Origin of the sequence: Pseudomarimonas salicorniae, assembly GCF_023156535.1 — a bacterium.
In the GTDB taxonomy this organism is placed as follows: domain Bacteria; phylum Pseudomonadota; class Gammaproteobacteria; order Xanthomonadales; family Xanthomonadaceae; genus Pseudomarimonas; species Pseudomarimonas salicorniae.
On sequence record NZ_JALNMH010000004.1, the window covers coordinates 1 to 16527 of the forward strand.

The window sequence follows — 16527 nt, forward strand, 5'->3', positions numbered from 1 at the left end:
TTTGCGCCGCAAAGCAGGCCTTGCCGCGGTCAAATTGTGGGAGTGCCCTTGGGCGCGACCGCAGCGCTACGGATTCACCACAGACCGCGGCCAGAGCGGATCTCCGCGGTCGCGCCCAAGGGCGCTCCCACAGTCGGGCTTCGTTGGGCGTCGGTGAGATCCATAGGGTGTGCCTTGGCGCACCGATACGAGCGTTCGGACGGTATGCCCGGTGCGGCCAGCCGCACCCTATGAATGTCTGCTTAGCGCCCCAACCCGCCGTTGAGATCACGGGTGGCCCCGGGGCGCCGGAGACAGGCCCTCAGGCGGCCTTGACCTGCTCGTCGGCGAACCTTGCGATGGCCCGCTCCAGCGCATCGAACAGCTCGTGGACCTGCGCCTCGGTGATCACCAGCGGCGGACAGATGGCGATGGTGTCGCCGGCCAGCGCTCGCACGATCAGACCCTCTTCCTGGGCCAGCGCCGCGAGGCGGATGGCGGCCTTGGCCGACGGATCGAAACGCTTGCCGGCGCCCGGATCAGCCACCAGCTCGAGGCCACCGAGCAGGCCCTTGCCGCGTACGTTTCCGACGAAGGGCTTGCCCATCAGCCCCTGCAGGCGGGCCTGGAACGGCACGCCGACCCGGGCCGCATGGCCGACCAGGTCGCGTTCCTCGAACAGTTCCAGGTTGCGCAGGGCGACCGCGGCGGCGACCGGGTGGCCGCTGTAGGTGAATCCGTGGGCGAAGGCGCCGACCTGGTTGCTCGGCTCCAGCATGGCCTCGTGCATCCAGTCCGGCACGGCGACGGCGCTGATCGGCAGGTAGGCCGAGGACAGCGCCTTGGCGATCGAGACCGTGTCCGGCCTCATGTCCATGGCCTCGCTGCCCATGCGCGTGCCGAGCCGACCGAAGCCGCAGATCACCTCATCGTCGATCAGCAGGATGTCGTGGCGGTCGAGCACCGCCTGGATCTTCGGAAAGTAGCCTTCCGGCGGCACGATCAGGCCCCCGGCACCCATGATCGGCTCGGCGATCATCGCGGCGATGGTGTCCGGGCCTTCCTTCTGGATCAGGGCTTCGAGTTCGTCGGCGAGCCGGGTCGCAAAGGCCTCATCGCTCTCACCCGGGTGCGCATGGCGGAAGGCGTGCGGGCAGCCGGTGTGCATCACACCCGGAATCGGCAGGTCGAAGTGGGCGTGGAAGGGAGGCAGGCCGGTCAGGCTGGCCGAGGCCAGGGTGACGCCGTGATAGCCATTCAGACGGCTGATGATCTTCTTCTTGTTCGGACGCCCGGTGACGTTGTTGTAGTAGCGGACCAGCTTGACCTGGGTGTCGTTGGCGTCAGAACCCGAGTTGCCGAACAGGAACTTCCACGGCCCGGTGTGACGCTTGGACGGCGGCACCCAGGACTCCAGCTTCTCGGCCAGCAGGATGCCCGGCTCATGGCTGCGCGAGGCGAACAGCTGGCCATAGGCGAGCTTGCGCATCTGCGTCGTCGCCGCCTCGACCAGGGCCTCCTCGCCATAGCCGATGGCCACGCACCACAGGCCCGCCAGGCCCTCGATATAGCGCTTGCCGTGGGTGTCCCAGACGTAGATGCCCTCGCCGCGCTCGATGACCAGCGGGCCGGTCTTGCGGTGCATGGCCAGGTTGGTGGCCGGGTGCAGCAGGTGGGCAAGGTCTTTCTCGGCAAGTGCTTCCATGGCGGGTCCTGGTCTTAAAACGGCCAGCCTATCAGCGTCGGCGCGGCCTCGCGCGTCTCATCCGGTGAGACGCCGCGCGCGTGTGATCCGCGCACCGCCGCCGACTGCCGATCGCCATGCTCGCCCCCAACGTCACTCCGCTGTTTCCCAGCCGCGAAACCCTGCCCGAGGCGCCGTCGCGGGATGCCGGAAAGCTCGTTCGCGCCCTGTCCGGCAAACACGCCGACCGCATCACCGGCCAGCTGACCCTGCCCGCGCGCCCGGCCGACACCCGACCGTTGCCGGAAGACCTCGGCCCGCGCATCCGCAGCGCGCTGGAGGCCCGCGGCGTCACCGCCCTCTACTGCCATCAGCTGCAGGCCTGGGAGGCGACCCGACGCGGCGAGCACGTGGTCATCGCAACCCCTACCGCCTCGGGCAAGACCCTGTGTTACACCCTGCCGGTGCTGGATGCGGTAATCCGTGAGCAGCGCCGTGCGCTGCACCTGTTCCCGACCAAGGCGCTGGCCCAGGACCAACTGGCCGAGCTGCTCGAGCTGAACCGCGCCGGCGAGCTGGGCGTACGCGCGCATACCTTCGATGGCGACACGCCGGGCGATGCGCGGCAGGCGGTGCGCCTGCACGGCGACATCGTGATCAGCAACCCGGACATGCTGCACCAGGGCATCCTGCCGCATCACACCAAATGGGCGCAGCTGTTCGAGACCCTGCGCTACGTGGTGATCGACGAGATCCACAGCTACCGCGGCGTGTTCGGCTCGCACCTGGCCAACCTGCTGCGCCGGCTGCAGCGGATCTGCGCCTTCTACGGCAACCGGCCGCAGTTCATCCTCGCCTCGGCGACCATCGGCAATCCCAAGGAGCATGCCGAGGCGCTGCTCGGGCAGGCGGTCACCGCGCTAACCGACAGCGGCGCGCCCAGCGGCGCGCGCCATGTGCTGCTGTGGAACCCGCCGGTGGTCAATCGCGACCTCGGCATCCGCGCCTCGGCACGCTCGCAGTCGACACGCATCGCCCGCGCCGCCATCCGCGCCGGGCTGAAAACGCTGGTGTTCGCGCAGTCGCGGCTGATGGTCGAGGTGATCACCAAGTACCTCAAGGACGTCTTCGACCACGACCCGCGCAAGCCCGAGCGCATCCGCGCCTATCGCGGCGGGTATCTCCCCACCGAGCGCCGCGAGACCGAACGGCGCATGCGCGCGGGCAGCATCGATGGCCTGGTCGGCACCAATGCGCTGGAACTCGGTGTGGACATCGGCTCGCTCGACGTGGTGGTGCTGAACGGCTATCCGGGCTCGATCGCGGCGACCTGGCAGCGACTGGGTCGCGCCGGCCGCCGCCAGCGCCCGGCGCTCGGCGTGCTGGTGGCCAGCAGCGAGGCGCTGGACCAGTATGTGGTGCAGCACCCGGAATTCTTCTTCGGCGCGCCGCCGGAACAGGCGCGCATCGCCGCCGATCAGCCGCTGATCCTGCTCGACCATATCCGCTGCGCGGCGTTCGAACTGCCATTTTCGGAAGGCGAGCGATTCGGCAGCGTGGAGCCGGCGCCCTATCTGCAGCTGCTGGCCGACAGCGGCGTGCTGCACGAGGAAGGCGGTCGCTTCGAATGGATCGCCGACAGCTATCCGGCCAATGCGGTCTCGCTGCGCTCGGTGGCCGACGGCAACTTCCTGGTCATCGACCGCAGCGAGGGCCGGCAGACGATCATCGCCGAGGTCGACTACAGCAGCGCCGCGCTGACGCTTTACGAGGGCGCCATTCACCTGATCCAGTCGCAGCCGTTCCAGGTCGAGAAGCTCGACTGGGTCGGCCGCAAGGCCTTCGTCACCCGCACCCGGGCCGACTACTACACCGACGCTATCGACTACACGAAGCTCAAGCCGCTGGAGATCTTCGAGCGGGGCGCCAGCGGCGCGGGCGAGGTGGCGCATGGCGAGGTGCACGTGGTGCGCCGCGTCGCCGGCTACAAGAAGATCCGCTACTACACCCACGAGAACATCGGCTACGGGCCGGTCACCCTGCCCGACCAGGAACTGCACACCACCTCGGTGTGGTGGAGCCTGCCGGCGACGGTGCTCGAACGCGAGTTCGCATCACGGCAGGCGGTGATCGATGGTTTCCTCGGTGCCTCGACGGCCCTGCATACGGTGGCGACGCTGGCAGTGATGGCCGAGGGCCGCGATCTGCAGAAGGCGGTCGGCACTGGCGACGGGGCGATCCGCGGGCGCGGCGCGCCCTCGCCATTCAGCGTGCCGCGCGAGGGCGACGAGGACACCGGCGACTTCGCGCCCACCGTGTATCTCTACGACAACTACCCCGGCGGCATCGGCCTGTCCGAGCCGCTCTACCTGCGCTCGCACGAGCTCCTGCAGCGGGCCCGCGAGCTGATCGAGCGCTGCGCCTGCGCGGAGGGCTGCCCCGCCTGCATCGGCGCCCAGTCCGGCGAACCCGCGGCAGAGCCGCCCAAGCCGCTGGCCCTGCGCGTGATCGGCCTGCTCGAGCGCGCCGCATGAGTGTCGAACGCCTGCGCACGCTGTACCGCCAGGCCAGCGGGCAGCGCCTCGACGCGCCGCCGCCGGTCGCCTCCCCGATGCCGGCCCTGCCCAGCCTGAACACGCTGCTTCGCCGCACGCAGCGGCTGGAGGGTAGTGCGCGTCCAGGGAAGCGCGGCGCTGGCCGGCTGCCGGGACAGACGGTGGTCGATGGCCTGCAGCTGATCCAATCGAGCCACCCGCAGCCTGCCTGCGGCCGCCTGCAGTTCGACCACGCCGAACTGGGCCAGGTGGATGCGACGAGGCTGCTGGCCATCGACACCGAAACGACGGGACTCGCTGGCGGCAGCGGCACGCGGGCCTTCCTGATCGGCGCCGCCGACTGGCATTCGGGCAGTCTGCGCGTGCGCCAGCTGCTGCTGACCTCGCTGGCCGCCGAAGGCGCCCTGCTGGATGCCTTCGCCGGCTGGCTGGCGCAGAGGCCGATCCTGCTCAGCTACAACGGCAAGTGCTTCGACGTGCCCCTGCTGCGCACGCGCATGCGCCTGTACCGCCGCGACCCGCGCTGCCTCGACCTGCCCCACGTCGACCTGCTCTACGGCGTGCGCCGGCGCTACCGCCAGCGCTGGGAGAACTGCCGTCTCGCCACTGCCGAGCGCGAGCTGCTGGACCTTGCCCGGGCCAACGATCTGCCCGGCAGCGAGGCCCCCGCGGCCTTCCGCCGCTGGCTGCGCGATGGCGAAAGCGAGGGCATCAGCCGCGCAGCGGAGCATAACGCCCAGGATCTGGTCAGCCTGATGCAGCTGGCGGTTCGGCTGGGCGGCGAACGCGCCACGCCCTGGTAGCGCCCTGCCTCAACCTCGTCCTTGCAACCGCCGGGGCGAATCGCCAGCAAGCTGGCTCCTACAATTCGACAGACCTGTAGGAGCCAGCTTGCTGGCGATTGCCTGCGCAACCGACAGCTCCGACGCTACTTGCGTCCGTAGACGTCCTCGAGCCGGACGATGTCGTCCTCGCCGAAGTAGTCGCCGCACTGCACCTCGATCAGATGGATGTCCTTCTCGGTGTGGTTCTCCAGGCGGTGCACGGTGCCGGCCGGGATATACGTGCTCTGGTTGCGCTGCAGGAGAATCTCCTCGTCGCCGACGCGCACCTTGGCCGTGCCATGAACCACGGTCCAGTGTTCGCTGCGCCGGGCATGCTTCTGCAGCGACAGGATGCCGCCCGGCTTGACCGTCAGTCGCTTGACCTTGCAGTCCTCGGCATCCTCCAGCACGGTGTAGCTGCCCCACGGTCGATGGACCGTCAGGTGGTGCTGGGCCGCAGTGTGCTTCTCGCGCTTGAGCTGGTCGACCACGGCGCGAACAGACTGCGACTGCTCGCGATCGGTGACCAGGATGGCATCGCCCGAGTCGACGATGACCAGGTCCTGCACGCCCACCGCGGCGACGATGCGCTCGCCGGCGTCGACGTAGCAGTTCTCGGCCTCCACCAGGATCGCCTGGCCGCGCACGCGGTTGCCGCGGGCATCGGCCTCACCCAATTCGCTGACCGCCTTCCACGAGCCGATGTCGCTCCAGTCGAAGCGCGCCGGCACCACGGCGCGCTTGCCGGCTTTCTCCATCACCGCGTAGTCGATGGAGATATCGGGCTGGGCGAGGAACAGCTCGCGATCGAAGCGCAGCGGCTCGGGCATTGACTCGCTGCCCTCGAAGCAGGCGCGTGCCGCTCCGAGCACGTTCGGGCAGGACTCTGCCGCCGCGGCCAGCAGGGCGCCGGCGGAGAAACAGAACATGCCGGCATTCCAGAAGTAGTGGCCGGAGGCGAGGTAGCCCTCCGCCGTGGCGCGGTCGGGCTTCTCGACGAAGGCCTCGATGGCCCGTCCGCCGCGCCCCTCGATCGGCGCCCCGGCGTGGATATAGCCAAATCCGGTTTCCGGATGCGTCGGGCGGATGCCGAAGGTCACCAGGTAACCGTCCGCCGCCAGGGCCGAGGCGGCCGCGACGTCAGCCGCGAAGCCGTCGATGTCGGCGATCAGATGGTCCGCCGGCAGCACCAGCAGCTGCGCCGCCTCGCCATGCCGGACGGCGATATCCAGAGCGGCCAGGACGATGGCCGGCGCGGTGTTGCGCCCGGCCGGCTCCAGCAGAAAGCGCTGGTTCACCTTGGCGGCGGCCGGATCGCGGGCGTACTCGTCGCGCGAGAGGAAGTGGTATTCGGCGCCGGTGACAGTCAGCACCTCGCCGGCATCGGCCACCGCGAGCGCGCGGCGCAGGGTCAGACCGAGCAGCGAGTGGCCATCGCCCAGACGCATGAAGGGCTTGGGATAGCCCTGGCGGGAGACCGGCCACAGGCGCGTACCGGCACCGCCGGAGAGGATTACGGGAATCAGCATGGGCGTTTCATTCCGGCGCCGGAGGTCGGCGTAAACCACCATTTTATCCCGACACCGCTGGAACGCCCGAGGCCCCCGGCCGGCGGACCGTCCTCACGACGCCGTCCGCCGAAACGACGCTGCCCCGGCGGACCGGGGCAGCGCGGTCTTGCGTGGCGCTGTTGGCTCAGCGCGCGGCGTTGCTGTTCATGGTGCTGTTGCGGCTGCTGTCGAGGTACTGCGCCGGGTCACGCATGCCGGTGACATGGCACTGTCCCGAGGTATGACCGCGGTTGCTGGCCCCGGAGAGCTGGCCATAGGCCTTCTCGGTGGTGCCGTCTTCCGGGTCGCTGAGGACGAGGTCCGCGGCGAAATTGCAGTAGTCGTTGACCCACCAGTAGGTGCTGCGGAAACCGGTGGTGTAGTAGTTGACCTTGGAGCGCGCCCAGCTGGGAATGCCCGACAGCCAGGCCGAGGCGCCGCTGTAGGTCATGTTGTCGTTGCTGCCGCACTGGACGCCGAAGAAGCCGCCGATCGCCGCGATGACCCCGGCGAGGTTGGTGCCCTGGTAGGGCGTACCCACCGACTGTATCAGCCGTCCGCTGCCGGCCTTGTCGAGCCCGCTCCAGTAGTAGGTGTACAGGTGCAGCGCCGCGGCGCCGCCCTGGCTGTGGGCGACCACGCCGAAGGAGTTCCAGGTGGCGCCGTAGTCGCGGATCAGTCGGGCGAACTGGTCATGGCTCCGGTTCTGGTTGGCATCGAGGAAGGTCGAGGCATTGCTGAAGTTCGAGGTTGGCCACACCGCGGTGGAGCAGTAGCCGTGCACCAGCAACAGGCGCGAGCCGGTGCCCTTGGACGCATCCAGCAACGAGGCCGGGCGCGGACCCATGCGCATCGATTCGTCGATGGCCAGGTCCACTGCGGCCTTGATCCGGCTGGCCGGCAAGGGGAGCGGCAGCGCGTCGGACTGCAGCAGCGGGATGAAGTGGTCGGCATCCTCGATGCGCAGATTGCGCAGCTCGAATGGCCCCTGCGCGCCGGCCTTGGCAATCCAGCGCTGGTCGAGGCCCAGCGACAGCGCCCCATCGACCAGCTCGCTCATGCCGCCGATCCAGGCCACGGGCAGCGCGTTGCCGGCGACGTCGCGCCCCCAGACCTCGGCATAGGTCCGCACGTGGCTCGCGGCCTTGGCTGCCTGCACCGGAAGACTGATGGCGAAGCGCCCGCCGGCCGACTTGGCGACCTGTGGCGCGCCACGCAGGCTGATCGCCTGGTCGGTCACCGGAACGATATGTTCAGCGCTGCGCAGCAGGCTGCGCCCGGACTTGTCCTGGCCCTCGATCAGCACCTGCGCGGTCCACTTGCCTGCCTCCGGCACCTCGAAGCGCGCTCCATAGATGCCGTCGCCCGCTGCGGCATCGCCGTTGAGGCCATCGTCGAACATCGGCAGGGTGCGCACCATGCCGGCCGGCGAGGTCAGCCTCAGGCTGGCCTTGCTCAGCTCGCCGACGCCGAGTTCTGCCGGCGCCTCGTCCTGGCTCTCGGCCAGCATGGCCACCACCTGCTGGGTCACCCCGACCTTGTGCTGGCGGTGGCTGAGGTAGGACACCAGCTCGAGGTCCGCATTGCCCTCGATGAGCAGGAAGGCCGGCGCGGTGGCGTCCTTGGCGGTCAGTTCCAGCGACCAGTCACCCTCGCCCAGGCCCTCGAAGTCGTAGTACTGACCCGGTACCGCGCTGCCCTCAAGGGCGAGGCGGTCGGGCCGGGCGCTGCGGGCCAGCGACTTCGCGCTCTGCCAGGCACCGCCATTGGGATGGCGCAGCCGCACGCTGGGCTCGCTGCCGGGCTCGGCCAGAAGCAGGAAGCGTGCGCGGCCATTCTCGACGGGCAGCCGGCCGCTCCAGGTGGGCACGCCCGACTTGCCGACGTTGAATTCCAGCGGAATCAGCGCGCTCTTGGAAATGACCGCAGCGCGGGCCGGGTCGGCGGGCTGCATGCCGGCGAACTCTTCCGGCGGGCCGGCCAGCTGTTTGGGCGAGAGTCCCGAGGCCAGGACAGAGGTCGAAGCGAGGGCAAGAACGGACGCAAGCGCCCGGGTCAGACGACGAGTATTCACTAGCATTCCCCTCCCAGAGAATTCACGTGGACCAGCAGGTTTTTGGATTGCTGAACTTCGACCGGGGCGGCGCATGTCCTATGGCGCTCCCGGTGACGGCGCCGCAGCGCCGCCCGTACCGCCCCGCGCCCTCCCAGACGCGGGTGCCGGTGCCTTGCACACCGGAGGCCGCGTGAACCGGATCACGGTAGCGCTGTGCGCCCGATCACCCATACGGCGGCGAATGGATAGTCGCCTGAACGAAAGTTGAAGGCAACCCGGGGGATTTCCCCAGCCCCTCGCGGGGAAGGTCTTGGCCGGGGAGGAGCGGAATGGGCGCGAAGAAAACCTTCCGCAAAACCCGATTGCAGGAGCCAGCTTGCTGGCGATCGTCCCATCCAAAGCGCCTATCGCCAGCAAGCTGGCTCCTACACGCAACGGTGCAGCAAGCTCCGGTTTGCGCCGTAAAGCAGGCCTTGCCACAGCCAGTTTGTGGGGTGCCCTTGGGCGCGACCGCGGAGTTCCGCTCTGGCCGCGGTCTGTGGTGAATCCGTAGCGCTGCGGTCGCGCCCAAGGGCGCTCCCACAGTGGGGCACCGCTGGGGGGCGGCGAAGGCCTATAGGGTGTGCCTTGGCGCACCGATACGGGCGTTCGGACGGTACGCCCGGTGCGGCCAGCCGCACCCTATGAATGTCTTCTTCGCGCCCTGAAACGCCGATCAGCGCGCCTCGGCGGGATCCCGGTAGGGCGGCGAGCCCGGGTAGCGGACGAAGGCCAGCAGGCTCCAGCCGCGGCGGGTGATCTGGCGCTCGGCGCGGGGGCTGACGCCGCCGGCGATGAGCACGGTGCGCCGGGGGAAGCGCGCGACCTGGGCATGATCGAAGTAGTCCGCCACGCGCGCGATCCAGCTCAGGTGGTCCACTGGCAGGGCGAGGAAGAACTCCCCGCCGGCGTCACGCCAGCCAAGCAGGGCACCGACCGCGACCAGCTCGCCGGCGCCGAGCCGCTCTGCGCGGGGCGCCTGCAACAGGCGCAGCGCGTGAAGCACGAACCGGGCCTCTGCCTCGCCTTCGGCCATCCGAGCCACTTCCAGCGCGGCCTCGGCACCGCCCTGTGGAGCGAGCCGGTCGAGCTCGTCGAGCAGCTCATCCATCAGGGTCGCGGGGAAGGCGCTGCGATGCGCGAGCGCGAAGCGCAGGTCCGGATCCCCGGTCCAGCGCCCCAGCCGCTCCTCGTTGCGCAGGCGCAGCGAGTCCTCGTCGGGCAACCTGGTCAACGACTCGGCGCGCTGCAGTTCGCCGATGACCTGGGCGACCACCGGCAGGGCAAGACCCAGCGCCTGATCGTAGGCAAGCCTTTGGCTGGCGACCGCCCAGGCCAGCTCGTCGAGGCGCTGGCGGATCAAGGGGTGGCTGGTCGAGGGATCGATCCCGAAGGCCTGGGCGATGGCGCGGCGCGCGCGACCGTGGCCGGCCTCGGAGCGCAGCAGCCGGCCGACCTCGTCTACCGGCGCGTCCCACCAGGGCTCTTCCGGACGCGCCTCCTTCGGCACCGCCTCGTCCAGCTGCAACCCATCGTAAGGCGAGCCCTCGTGGCTGATCCGTTCGTCGATGCGCTTGCCGAGGCGCCGCGCGCGCTGTCCCCAGTCACGCAAACGATGGGTGAAGTAGCGCAGCACGCCGCCCGGCAGGCGGGCGAGGCGCTCAACCGGCTCATCGGTCAGCGCCTTGGCGCTGCGCCAGGGCTTGGTCAGCTCGTCCAGCCCTGCCTGGCCCAGCACCTCGGTCAGATCGGCCGACATCAATGCGGCAAGCTGGGGCATCTCGCCCACACGCAGCGCCAACATCTCGACCGAATCGGCGCGCAGCTCGCCCCATTCGGTACGGATGACGAAGCGCGCCTGCAGTCCAGCCAACCGGGTCTCACCCTCGACCTGGAAACCGGGACCGGCGAGCAGCGCTGGCTGCACCAGATCGGCACTGGCCAGAACCGGTTCCTTCTCGCCCCCCTGCGCGCAGGAGGCTGCCGCCGCCAGCAGCAAAGCGGCGAACCGAGGATGATGCAGCATGGTCAGTCGTCCAGCAGGTCGAGCACGCGCTCGGGAGGCCGCCCCACCACCGCCCGCTCGCCGCTGACGAGAATCGGTCGCTGGATCAGCCGCGGGTGACCGGCCATGGCCGCGAACAGCGCCGCATCGCTGACCCCCGGCTCATCGAGACCGAGCTGGGCGAATTCCGGCTCCCCGGTGCGCATCATCGACTTCACCGGCGCGCCGAGCGCCCTGGCCACGCGCTCGATCTCGGCGCAGTGCGGCGGATGCTTGAGGTACTCGAGGATCTCGGGCTCGCAGCCGCGCTCGCGCAGGAGGGCCAGTGCCTCGCGGGACTTGGAACAGCGCGGGTTGTGCCAGAGGAGGTAGGTCATTGCTGCGTGATTCGTCATTGGTGATTCGTGATTCGTCAGAAGCAGCAGCCGGTACAGCAGCCGGGTGCGGATTGCACCGACCTGCTGGCGATCCGCGAACCGCGACCCGCACTTGCGAATCACGAATCACGAATCACCAATCACGGGCCGTCAGTTCCAGCTGCACACCACCTTGCCGCAGTGGCCGGACTCCATCAGCTCGAAGCCCTTCTGGAAGTCGTCGATGTGGATCTGGTGGGTGAGCACCTTCTGCAGGGGGAAGCCGGTGAGCAGCATCTGGGTCATCTTGTACCAGGTCTCGTACATGCGACGGCCGTAGATCCCGTGCAGAGTGAGGCCCTTGAAGATCACCTTGTCCCAATTGATGCCGGCGCCATTCGGAAGGATGCCGAGCAGGGCGATCTTGCCGCCGTGGTACATGCAGTCGAGCATGTCATTGAAAGCGCCGGGGTGGCCGGACATCTCCAGCGCCACGTCGAACCCTTCCATATGCAGGTCCTTCATGACCTCCTTGAGCGACTGCTTGGCCACGTTCACCACGCGGGTCGCGCCCATGTCGGCGGCCAGCTTGAGGCGGTAGTCGTTGACGTCGGTGATCACCACGTTGCGGGCCCCGACGTGCTTGCAGATGCCGGCGGCGATGATGCCGATCGGACCGGCGCCGGTGATCAGCACGTCCTCACCGATGACGTCGAACTCCAGCGCGCAGTGCGCGGCGTTGCCGTAGGGGTCGAAGAATGCGGCCAGCTCGCTCGGGATCTGGTCCGGAATCGGCCACAGGTTCTTCGCCGGCATGACGATGTACTCGGCGAAGGCGCCGTCGCGGTTGACGCCGATGCCGACGGTGTTCGGGCACAGGTGCTGGCGGCCGGCGCGGCAATTGCGGCAGTGGCCGCAGACGATGTGCCCCTCCGCCGAAACGCGGTCACCGAGCTGGTAGTCGGTCACGCCCGGGCCCATGTCGACGATGCGGCCGACGAACTCGTGGCCGATGACCAGGCCCGGCTTGATCGTTCGCTGGCTCCACTCGTCCCATTTGTAGATGTGCAGGTCGGTGCCGCAGATCGCGGTCTTCTCGAGCTTGATCAGCACCTCGTTCGGGCCGGGCGTCGGCACCGGCACCTGCTCCATCCAGATGCCCTTGGCGGCTTCCTTCTTGACCAGCGCCTTCATCGTCTGCGACATGGCAGTCCGCATCACTTCATGGGGGGCGCATATTCTAGCGCCGGCGGCTGAACGCGCCGCGATGAAGCCCGCCGGGCCGGGAGTTTGCTAGGCTTGGGCTCAGACGGCACGACCCCGAACAACGGGGCCGTGCCGGCTCCAAAGCCCGCGAGCCTGCCCTCCACCCGGAGAACGGTTCACGGGCCGCCGGTCGGGCCTGTGTCCGGCTGGCCGGGCGACGCGGGAAACGGCGTCGTCTCCCGACCTTGGAAAGGAGCCGCCATGACCTTGCTCGCCGATCGCCACGGCAGGCAATTCCCGTACCTCAGGCTGTCCCTGCTGGATGCCTGCAACTTCCGCTGCAGCTATTGCCTGCCGGAGGGCTACCACGGCTGCGGCACGCAAGGCGTGCTGGGCCTGGACGAGATACGCCGCCTTCTGGCCGCGTTTGCCTGCGTCGGCCTGCGCAAGCTGCGCCTGACCGGGGGCGAACCGACGCTGCGCCGCGACCTGCTCCCGATCATCGAGCTGGCCGCCGCCACGCCCGGTCTTGAGCGGCTGGCCATGACCACGAACGGCATTCTGCTGGAGAAGCGCAGCGCCGACTGGCGCGCCGCCGGCCTTGATGCCCTCAACATCAGCCTCGACAGTCTTGATGCCGCACGCTTCGAGGCGATCACCGGCAGCCCCGCCCACGCGTCGATCCTGCGCGGCATCGAGTCCAGCCTGCGCCTGGGCTTTGCTTCGGTGAAACTCAATGCGGTGCTGCTGCGCGGACTCAACGACGACGAGCTGCCGAGCTGGCTGGACTACCTGCGCGAGCGCCCGGTATCGGTACGCTTCATCGAGCTGATGCAGACGGGCGACAACGCCGAGTACTTCAGCCGCCACCACCTGCGCGCCGAGGCCCTCGAGGCGCAGCTGGGTGAGGCCGGCTGGGTGCTGCAGCCGCGCCCGCCAACAGCCGGGCCGGCCAGGGAGTATGCCCACCCGGACTTCGCCGGCCGGATCGGCGTCATCGCGCCTTACTCGAAGGACTTCTGCGCCGGCTGCAACCGGCTCAGGGTGACCGCGACCGGCGACCTGCGCCTGTGCCTGTTCGGCGAGTTCGGCATCCCGCTGCGGCCGCTGCTGCAGGACGACGCCGACCGCGAGGCCCTGGTCGGCCGGCTGACCGGCCAGCTGGCGCTGAAGACCGCGGGCCACGGCCTGCACGAGGGGCACACCGGCCTCACCCCGCATCTGGCCTCGATCGGCGGATGAACGAGGCAGCACCGAAAGACTACGCCGAAGCGCTCGGGCTCTGGCTCGCCGAGGCGCCCTCCCCCGTGGTCGAGCGCCTGCCCCCGGGCGAAGCCGCGGGGCGCGTGCTGGCCGAACCGGTGCAGGCCCTCGACGCGCTGCCGCCCTTCGACAATGCCGCCATGGATGGCTTTGCCTTGCGCCTCGAAGGCGAGGCCCTGCCCGAGGGAACACGGCTGCGCCCCGAGGGCGCCCAGTTCGCCGGCGATGCCGAGCAGGTCAGCAGCGCCGAGGCGATCGAAATCACCACCGGCGCCGTGCTGCCTGCCGGCTTCGATGCCGTGGTGCCGGTGGAGCGCACCACACGCTTGGCCGATGGCCGCATCGAGCTGACCCAAGCAGTCCGTCGCGGCCAGCACATCCGCCGCTGCGGCAGCGACATCGCCGCGGGCAGCCTGGTGCTGCCGCCCGGCCGCGTGGTCGACGCCGAGGTGCAGACCATCGCGGCGGCGCTGGGCGTGGCCCGCTTCGGCGTGGCGCGGGCACCGCGCATCGCAGTGATCGCCACCGGCCCGGAGCTGGTCGACGACCCCGCGCAGCCGCTGGGCTCCGGCCAGATCCGCAACTGCAATCGTCCCGGGCTGGCAGCGAGGATTCGCGGCGCCGGCGCCGAATGCGTCTACCAGACCACCATCGGCGACGACGGCGATGAACTCGAGGCGGCGATCGCGAAGGCCGAGGCCGCCGGCGCCCAACTGGTGCTGAGTTCGGGCGCGGTGTCCATGGGCCGGCATGATTTCGTGCCGGACACGCTCGCCAGACTGGGTGCGCGGATCCTCTTCCATCGTCTGCGCATGCGCCCGGGCAAACCGATCCTCGCCGCGCGGCTCGGCTCGGGGCTGCACTACGCCGGGCTGCCGGGCAATCCGGTGTCGACCGCGGTCGGCTTCCGCTTTTTCGTCGAACCCTGGATCCGCCGAGCGCTGGGGCTGCCCGAGGAGCGCCCCCTGCGCCTGCCGCTGCACGCGGCGCTGCCGGCGCGCGGCGGCTTCCGCTTCCACCTGAAAGCGCGGCTCTGCCTGGACGCCGGCGCCCGCCTTGGTGTCGAGATCCTGCCCGGCCAGGAGTCGTTCCGCCTGGCGCCGATGCTGGAGGCCAACTGCTGGGCGATCATTCCGGCCGACAGCCCGGACCTCGAGGCCGGCAGCCCCGTCGAGGTGCTGCCGCTCTGCCACCTGCCCGCGTTCCCGCTGAGTGCCTGACATGCCCACCGTCACCCTTGCCCTCCACGGCGCCTGCCGCGAACTGCATCCGCAGCCCAGCATCGAGGTCGAGCTCGACGCGCCCGTGGCCACGGTCGGCGACCTGCGCCGCGCGCTGCCCGGCTGCTTTCCGGACGCGCCGGCCGGCAAGGTCGCCGCCCTGCTCCAGGCGTCGGCCTTCGCCAGCGACGAGGCCCTGCTCCGCGACGGCGACCCGCTGCCCGGGGACGGCCGGTTGGCGATCCTGCCGCCGGTCAGCGGGGGCTGAGCATGGCGTCGATCCACGTCGGCGTGCGCGATATCGCGGAGTCTGCCCTCGACGTCGCTGCGGCGATCGATTTCGTCAGCGATGCCGAGCATGGTGGCATCGCCCTGTTCGTCGGCAAGGTGCGCCGGCGCAATCTGGGCCGCGAGGCGGTCGGCATCCACTACGACATCCACCGCCTGCTGGCGCCAAGGCTGATGCGCGAGATGGCCGAACAGATCGCCACCGACCTTGGCGCGCCGGTGAGCCTGTATGCCGAACACGCCTGCGGGCACCTGGCCGTGGGCGACACCGCCATCGTCGTGGCCGCCGCCACCGCCCACCGCGATGAGGCCTTCCGCGCCTGCCGCGCCCTGACCGAGGCGATCAAGTACCGCGCCCCGGTGTGGAAGCAGGAGCACTACGTCGACGGCAGCAGTGAATGGAGCGAAGGCGCGGCCTGGGATCAGGCCGGCAAGGTGGACGAGGATCGTCCCGATGCCTGAGGCGCGCTACGGCCGCAAAGAAGACATCCATAGGGTGCGGCTGGCCGCACCGGGCGTACCGTCCGAACGCCCATATCGGTGCGCCAAGGCACACCCTGTGGGGCTTCGCTGTCGCCCAACGAAGCCCGACTGCAGGAGCGCACATGGGCGCGACCTCGGAGATCCGCTCTGGCCGCGGTCTGTGGTAAATCCGTAGCGCTGCGGTCGCGCCCAGGAGCGCTCCCACAGTTCGACTGCGACAAGGTCTGCTTTGCGGCGTAAACCGGACCTTGCATCGCCGTCGCATGTAGGAGCCAGCTTGCTGGCGATAGGCGCCCTGGACGGGACGATCGCCAGCAAGCTGGCTCCTACATTCGGAGTCTGCGGAACGTCTTCTTTGCGCCCATTTTACCCCTTGCCCGGGAGACCCAGACGCCATGACCGCCCCCGCTCCCTGGCAAGCCCTGATCCTCGCCGGCGGCCGCTCGCGACGCATGGGTCGGGACAAGGCGCAGCTGCCGTGGCGGGGCGGCACGCTGCTGGACCATCTGGTCGATGTGCTGCGCAGGGCGGGCGCAAGCGCCGTGCATGTCTCGGGCGTGCAGCCGGATGGCCGCGGCATTCCCGATCGTTGGCCCGGCGTCGGGCCGCTGGGCGGCCTCGCCAGCGCCCTGGCCCAGGTCGGGGACGGCATCCTGCTGGCTCTGCCGGTCGACCTGCCTCTGCTCGACCCTGAGCTGCTGGCGCCGCTCCTCGCCCACGCCGACGCTCCCGCTGTTCGCTTTCGCGCGCAGCCGATGCCGGTTCGGCTTCGTGTCGATGCAGCGCTGCGACGCGAGCTGCAGGCACTGCTTGATGCCGAGCCCGCGCAGCGCTCCATGAACACCCTGTTCCGTCGGCTGAACGGCATCGAGATCGAGTGCCCCGAGGGGCTCTCCGGCGCCCTGCTCAATTGCAATACGCCGCAGGAATGGGCCGACGCACAGCAAAGGGCGGGTGTCGCAGCAACTGATACCCGGGGCTGACGATCACCCATCCCGGCACTTGCCTGCCGCTGCCGC

The 16527-nt window shown here is 69.6% G+C and carries 13 protein-coding genes and 1 riboswitch; of the genes, 7 read left to right on the forward strand and 6 right to left on the reverse strand.

All coding sequences use genetic code 11. The features are described 5' to 3' along the window. Positions 1 to 301 precede the first annotated feature (301 nt). The gene (locus tag M0G41_RS05770; RefSeq protein ID WP_248206362.1) at positions 302 to 1684 is read right to left on the reverse strand and encodes an aminotransferase; all 1383 of its coding nucleotides are present in this window, start codon (positions 1682 to 1684) and stop codon (positions 302 to 304) included. Positions 1685 to 1788: 104 nt separating this feature from the next. Here M0G41_RS05770 and M0G41_RS05775 point away from each other — a divergent pair, with 104 nt between their 5' ends. Together M0G41_RS05775 and M0G41_RS05780 are read left to right on the forward strand one after the other, a co-directional pair. After that, on the forward strand, positions 1789 to 4197 hold the full coding sequence (locus tag M0G41_RS05775) for a DEAD/DEAH box helicase (RefSeq protein WP_425511235.1): 2409 nt from the start codon (positions 1789 to 1791) through the stop codon (positions 4195 to 4197). Continuing rightward, entirely contained in the window at positions 4194 to 5021 is an 828-nt protein-coding gene (locus tag M0G41_RS05780; RefSeq protein ID WP_248206366.1) for a ribonuclease H-like domain-containing protein, read from the forward strand. Before M0G41_RS05775 ends, M0G41_RS05780 begins: the two co-directional genes overlap by 4 nt. Before the next feature lie 125 nt (positions 5022 to 5146). On the opposite strand, the gene M0G41_RS05785 is transcribed toward M0G41_RS05780, so the two are convergent. From M0G41_RS05785 to tdh, 5 genes are all read right to left on the reverse strand, one after another. Further along, on the reverse strand, positions 5147 to 6571 hold the full coding sequence (locus M0G41_RS05785) for a mannose-1-phosphate guanylyltransferase/mannose-6-phosphate isomerase (protein WP_248206368.1): 1425 nt from the start codon (positions 6569 to 6571) through the stop codon (positions 5147 to 5149). Positions 6572 to 6737: 166 nt separating this feature from the next. Continuing rightward, positions 6738 to 8666 carry a choice-of-anchor X domain-containing protein gene (locus M0G41_RS05790; protein ID WP_248206372.1) on the reverse strand — a complete coding sequence of 643 codons (1929 nt, stop codon included), beginning with the start codon at positions 8664 to 8666 and terminating at the stop codon, positions 6738 to 6740. A gap of 697 nt (positions 8667 to 9363) precedes the next feature. Then, entirely contained in the window at positions 9364 to 10713 is a 1350-nt protein-coding gene (locus M0G41_RS05795) for a hypothetical protein (protein ID WP_248206374.1), read from the reverse strand. Between the two features lie 2 nt (positions 10714 to 10715). Further along, positions 10716 to 11069 carry an arsenate reductase (glutaredoxin) gene (gene arsC, locus M0G41_RS05800; RefSeq protein ID WP_248206377.1) on the reverse strand — a complete coding sequence of 118 codons (354 nt, stop codon included), beginning with the start codon at positions 11067 to 11069 and terminating at the stop codon, positions 10716 to 10718. A 150-nt stretch (positions 11070 to 11219) separates the two neighbouring features. Next, positions 11220 to 12254, reverse strand: a complete 1035-nt coding sequence (tdh, locus tag M0G41_RS05805) for an L-threonine 3-dehydrogenase (RefSeq protein ID WP_248206379.1) — start codon at positions 12252 to 12254, stop codon at positions 11220 to 11222. Between the two features lie 135 nt (positions 12255 to 12389). Further along, a riboswitch (molybdenum cofactor riboswitch) is annotated at positions 12390 to 12511 on the forward strand. Between the two features lie 4 nt (positions 12512 to 12515). Here tdh and moaA point away from each other — a divergent pair. The 5 genes from moaA (at position 12516) to mobA (ending at position 16491) form a co-directional block, all read left to right on the forward strand. After that, the gene (gene moaA / locus M0G41_RS05810; RefSeq protein WP_248206381.1) at positions 12516 to 13496 is read left to right on the forward strand and encodes a GTP 3',8-cyclase MoaA; all 981 of its coding nucleotides are present in this window, start codon (positions 12516 to 12518) and stop codon (positions 13494 to 13496) included. Beyond that, positions 13493 to 14737: a molybdopterin molybdotransferase MoeA gene (locus tag M0G41_RS05815; RefSeq protein ID WP_248206383.1), complete on the forward strand. Its 1245-nt coding sequence runs from the start codon at positions 13493 to 13495 to the stop codon at positions 14735 to 14737. The genes moaA and M0G41_RS05815 overlap by 4 nt, the downstream gene beginning before the upstream one ends. A gap of 1 nt (position 14738) precedes the next feature. Next, a complete protein-coding gene (locus M0G41_RS05820; RefSeq protein ID WP_248206386.1) occupies positions 14739 to 15005 on the forward strand; it encodes a MoaD/ThiS family protein in 267 nt (88 codons plus the stop codon). 2 nt (positions 15006 to 15007) lie between these two features. Then, positions 15008 to 15487, forward strand: coding sequence for a molybdenum cofactor biosynthesis protein MoaE (locus M0G41_RS05825; RefSeq protein ID WP_248206388.1), 480 nt, complete (start codon positions 15008 to 15010; stop codon positions 15485 to 15487). Positions 15488 to 15903: 416 nt separating this feature from the next. Beyond that, positions 15904 to 16491 (forward strand): molybdenum cofactor guanylyltransferase, encoded by a 588-nt coding sequence (gene mobA, locus M0G41_RS05830; RefSeq protein WP_248206391.1) that lies wholly within the window; start codon positions 15904 to 15906, stop codon positions 16489 to 16491. Positions 16492 to 16527: the final 36 nt, after the last annotated feature.

Bases quoted from the DNA above. Each gene is read 5' to 3' on its own strand.
- M0G41_RS05770 (WP_248206362.1), bottom strand. From the start codon at position 1,684: ATGGAAGCACTTGCCGAGAAAGACCTTGCCCACCTGCTGCACCCGGCC.
- M0G41_RS05780 (WP_248206366.1), top strand. From the start codon at position 4,194: ATGAGTGTCGAACGCCTGCGCACGCTGTACCGCCAGGCCAGCGGGCAG.
- M0G41_RS05785 (WP_248206368.1), bottom strand. From the start codon at position 6,571: ATGCTGATTCCCGTAATCCTCTCCGGCGGTGCCGGTACGCGCCTGTGG.
- M0G41_RS05795 (WP_248206374.1), bottom strand. From the start codon at position 10,713: ATGCTGCATCATCCTCGGTTCGCCGCTTTGCTGCTGGCGGCGGCAGCC.
- arsC (WP_248206377.1), bottom strand. From the start codon at position 11,069: ATGACCTACCTCCTCTGGCACAACCCGCGCTGTTCCAAGTCCCGCGAG.
- tdh (WP_248206379.1), bottom strand. From the start codon at position 12,254: ATGTCGCAGACGATGAAGGCGCTGGTCAAGAAGGAAGCCGCCAAGGGC.
- moaA (WP_248206381.1), top strand. From the start codon at position 12,516: ATGACCTTGCTCGCCGATCGCCACGGCAGGCAATTCCCGTACCTCAGG.
- M0G41_RS05815 (WP_248206383.1), top strand. From the start codon at position 13,493: ATGAACGAGGCAGCACCGAAAGACTACGCCGAAGCGCTCGGGCTCTGG.
- M0G41_RS05820 (WP_248206386.1), top strand. From the start codon at position 14,739: ATGCCCACCGTCACCCTTGCCCTCCACGGCGCCTGCCGCGAACTGCAT.
- M0G41_RS05825 (WP_248206388.1), top strand. From the start codon at position 15,008: ATGGCGTCGATCCACGTCGGCGTGCGCGATATCGCGGAGTCTGCCCTC.
- mobA (WP_248206391.1), top strand. From the start codon at position 15,904: ATGACCGCCCCCGCTCCCTGGCAAGCCCTGATCCTCGCCGGCGGCCGC.